Origin of the sequence: Paracoccus sp. 22332, from assembly GCF_052045125.1 — a bacterium.
GTDB classification, from domain to species: Bacteria; Pseudomonadota; Alphaproteobacteria; order Rhodobacterales; family Rhodobacteraceae; genus Paracoccus; species Paracoccus haematequi_A.
Genome location: NZ_JBQEOI010000067.1, coordinates 6,445 through 9,838, shown reverse-complemented (window position 1 = coordinate 9,838; position 3,394 = coordinate 6,445). Strand labels below are relative to the sequence as shown.

Annotated in this window: 3 protein-coding genes; 2 read left to right on the top strand and 1 reads right to left on the bottom strand. The window is 63.8% G+C overall.

What is annotated here, in order from left to right:
* Positions 1-165: 165 nt before the first annotated feature.
* Positions 166-1,209: an IS5 family transposase gene (locus tag ACTJI6_RS22625; RefSeq protein WP_085502601.1), complete on the bottom strand. Its 1,044-nt coding sequence runs from the start codon at positions 1,207-1,209 to the stop codon at positions 166-168.
* Between the two features lie 140 nt (positions 1,210-1,349).
* On the opposite strand from ACTJI6_RS22625, the gene ACTJI6_RS22620 reads away from it, so the two are divergent.
* Positions 1,350-2,498, top strand: coding sequence for a helix-turn-helix domain-containing protein (locus ACTJI6_RS22620; RefSeq protein WP_440803922.1), 1,149 nt, complete (start codon positions 1,350-1,352; stop codon positions 2,496-2,498).
* Between the two features lie 129 nt (positions 2,499-2,627).
* A complete protein-coding gene (locus ACTJI6_RS22615) occupies positions 2,628-3,341 on the top strand; it encodes an IS6 family transposase (protein WP_440803609.1) in 714 nt (237 codons plus the stop codon).
* Positions 3,342-3,394: the final 53 nt, after the last annotated feature.

The following is a 3,394-nucleotide window of genomic DNA, read 5'->3' as shown; positions in this document are numbered from 1 at the left end:
GGGCACCTCGATTTTTGACCTTTTCCGGTCGCGGGTCGCGGGCTCGGCGGCTTGAAATGGGCGTGATGCCACCCGTCAGTGCCCTTGTGCGCTACGGGGTCTTTGATGCTTTGCCTGTCGCGCGCGGCGTTTCGTGCCGCACGACTTGATTTCCGCGCCCCTGGGTTAGCCCGGGCACGGGTTCAGGCGGCTCAGCTGGCCGAGGCGGCGCATGTTGTAAGCGAGGTTCTTCATCCCGATCTTCGCCTTCGCCCGCACCATGCCGATCGTGCGCACCAGCGTGCCGCCCATGTCATTGGTCTGCGCGCCGAAGACATGCTCGACCCGGGCACGCACCGAGGATTTGGTCCGGTTGCTGCTTTTGGCCTGCTCGGTCAGCGGCTTGCCGCGCTTGCCCTTGCGGTGGATGTGGCTCTTCAGCTTCATGCCGCGCAGCTTGGCTTCCATCTCCTCGGACCGATAGGCCGGATCGGCCCAGACCCCCGCGCCGGTATTGCCCCGCGTCAGCAGGTGGTCCACCGCTTGGCTGTCATGCAGGGCGGCATCGCTGACATGGTAACGTCTTACCAGCTTGTGCTTCCTGTCCATGCTCACATGGTTCTTGTAGCCATAGTGGGATTTACCGTGCTTCTTGGTCCAGCGGGCATCAACGTCCTTCTGTGACCGCTTGGCCGGTTTGTCGGACCAGCCCTCGGGCACCTCACCGCTCTTGATCGCCTTGTTTTCCTCGCGCGTGTTGTGGTTCTTCGGCACCGGGACGATGGAGGCATCCAGGATCTGCCCTCCCCGCGCGATGTAACCCCGGCGCGCCAGATAGCCGTCGAACTGCTTGAACAGCGCCTCCACCAGGCCCGCCTGCGCCAGCGCTTCGCGATAAAGCCACACCGTCTTGGCATCGGGCACCCGGTCCTCAAGCCCTAGGCCGAGGAACCGCATGAATGACAAACGGTCGCGCACCTGATACTCGATCTGGTCGTCGGACAGGTTGTAGAGCGCGCCCAGGACCAGTGTCTTGAACATCAGAACGGCGTCCATCGGCTTGCGCCCGGCGCGCGACTTCCGCTCCGCATCTGGCTTGCGCCAAACCCGCTCCAGCGTCGGGCGGAACTCCTCCCACGGCACAACGGCGTCAATCTCGACCAAGGGGTCCTTCTTGGCATCCAGGCTCGCATAGCGGTCCGAAAGATCGAAGAAACCCATCTGTGCCATCGTTACGCCCAAGCAGCCGATCACCCCCCGTTCATACCGCAGCAACTCGGGCCGGGCAATTTTTCGAGGTGCCCAGTAGTGAGATTAGAGAAGTCTCAAATTCCATCGCCAAGCGCGCAAAATAGTTTTATAATGCGCGTATGAGCAAATTTCGCCATATATCATCGGACGATGACGGGGTGCCTCTTGAAGACCTGGAGGCGTCCGAGGACGAGGATAACGCGGATCTCTGGTTTCTGCCCGGGCCGCTCGAGGATGAACCGATTTACCTGCCGCCCGGACCCGCGCCGGAGGCCAGGGAATCTGAAATCGTCGATGCATGGCGAGCGGCCGAGGCCGGGCAGGCGGCGCAGCTTGCTCGTGTCGCGGCGCGCTTGGGGATCCTCGATGAACGCCTGCGCCGGGGCCCGGCTGGTTGGCGGCAGCGGCTCGCCCTGATCGAGGCCGCGGACCTGAGCTGGTTGACGCAGGACCGGATCGGCCTCGACCGGCTGTCGCTCTACATGGCGCTGCGGGTGTCGACCGCAACGGATGATGCGCAGGCCATGTACCGGATCGGCTGGGCCGTGCGCCGACTGTCCGGCGGACCCGCGCTGCTGACGCTTCGGTCCGGAACGGACGACCTGGAGGCCTTCCTTGATCGGCGCGACCGGCCGGGCCAGGGAGAGCGTTTCGAAGAGGCAAAGGCTTCTTCGCGCGCCGTCGAGATGGCAGAGCGCGAAGCCTTCGAGGACCGGGCCGCCGGATGGCTCGCGATGATGGATCAGGCCGAAGACCTCCACTCTGTGACACGGGCCTGCATGGGCTTCCATCTCTGGCACGTCGCGGAGCTGTCGCCGATCGATGATCCGCTGGAGGCCGCGGTGACAGCGGCGCGTGTCGCGATCGGCGATCTCACGCCGTCAGGGAGCACGCCCGGCGCGATGTTCGCACCGATTGCCATGGGCGGAGGAGGGGGGGTCCGTGCGACCGGGGACGCACCGGCCCGGTTGGCGCGCTGGCTCAACGCGATGGAGAGCGCGACCTTCGCAGCCCTGCGCCGGCTCGAGGAGATCGAGGCCTGGGCGGCTGCCGCGGAACGAACGATGGCGTCGCTTTCGGGCAAGACGCCGCCGAAGCTGCGGGACCTCTTCACAAGTTGGCCGCTGGTCTCAGTCCAAATGGCCCAGAAACTAACAGGCACGCATCGGGCAACGGTTCAGCGCAACATGGACTGGATGGTCGAGCGCGGCCTAGTCCGGGAGGTAACAGGTCAGGGGCGATACCGGATGTGGCGGGCGGCGGCGTGAACATCACGGGAAAGCGCTCCCTGCACGCCTGCCAAGTTGAGACAGTTGGCCAGAATTGTTCAACGGGGTCCGTTGCATTAACTAGCCGACCACCGCAAGTTCCTTGAGTTGGTAATGATGGGGGGGCCGATGGCACAGCAAAAGAATCCGTTCAAGCGGCATCGTTTTCCTCGGGAGATCATCCTTCTAGCGGTGCGCTGGTACTGTCGCTACCCGCTGTCGTGCCGCGACGTCCGCGATTTGCTGGCCGAGCGCGGGGTGACAGTCGATGCCTCCACAATCCACCGCTGGGTCAGGAAGTTCGGCCCCGAGATCCGCAAACGGGCCTATGGTGGCCATCGTTCCTGGCGCGGGCAGCAGTGGCATGTCGATGAGACCTACATCCGCGTCGGTGGACGCTGGTGTTATCTATGGCGCGCCGTCGATCAGCTCGGCCAGCTGATCGATTTTCGGCTGACGGCGCGGCGAAATGCCAAGGCTGCAAGGGCGTTTCTGCGGCAAGCCCGAGAGACCGTTCGCCTGTATCAGCCCCTGACCATCGTCACTGACAAGGCGCTCAGCTATGCCAAGGTGATCGGCGAGATCAACGACCGGCTCGGGCCAGAGCACACAATCCGCCATGTCGATCGCAAGTACCTGAACAACCGGATTGAGAGCGATCATGCTGCAATAAAACAGCGGCTGCGGCCGATGCGTGGCTTCCAGACCATGGCCGGCGCCAAGGCCGCGCTCGCCGGGATCGAAACCTTCCGCACCATCCGCAAGGGTCAGTTCGAAAGCTGCAGGACCGGAGTTGAAAACGAGATCGACTTCGTCGCCAAACTCTTCCCGGAAGCCGCTTGATGATCGCAGCTCCTGCTTTTACTGCGCCGAAGCGGCATTAATGCAACGGACCC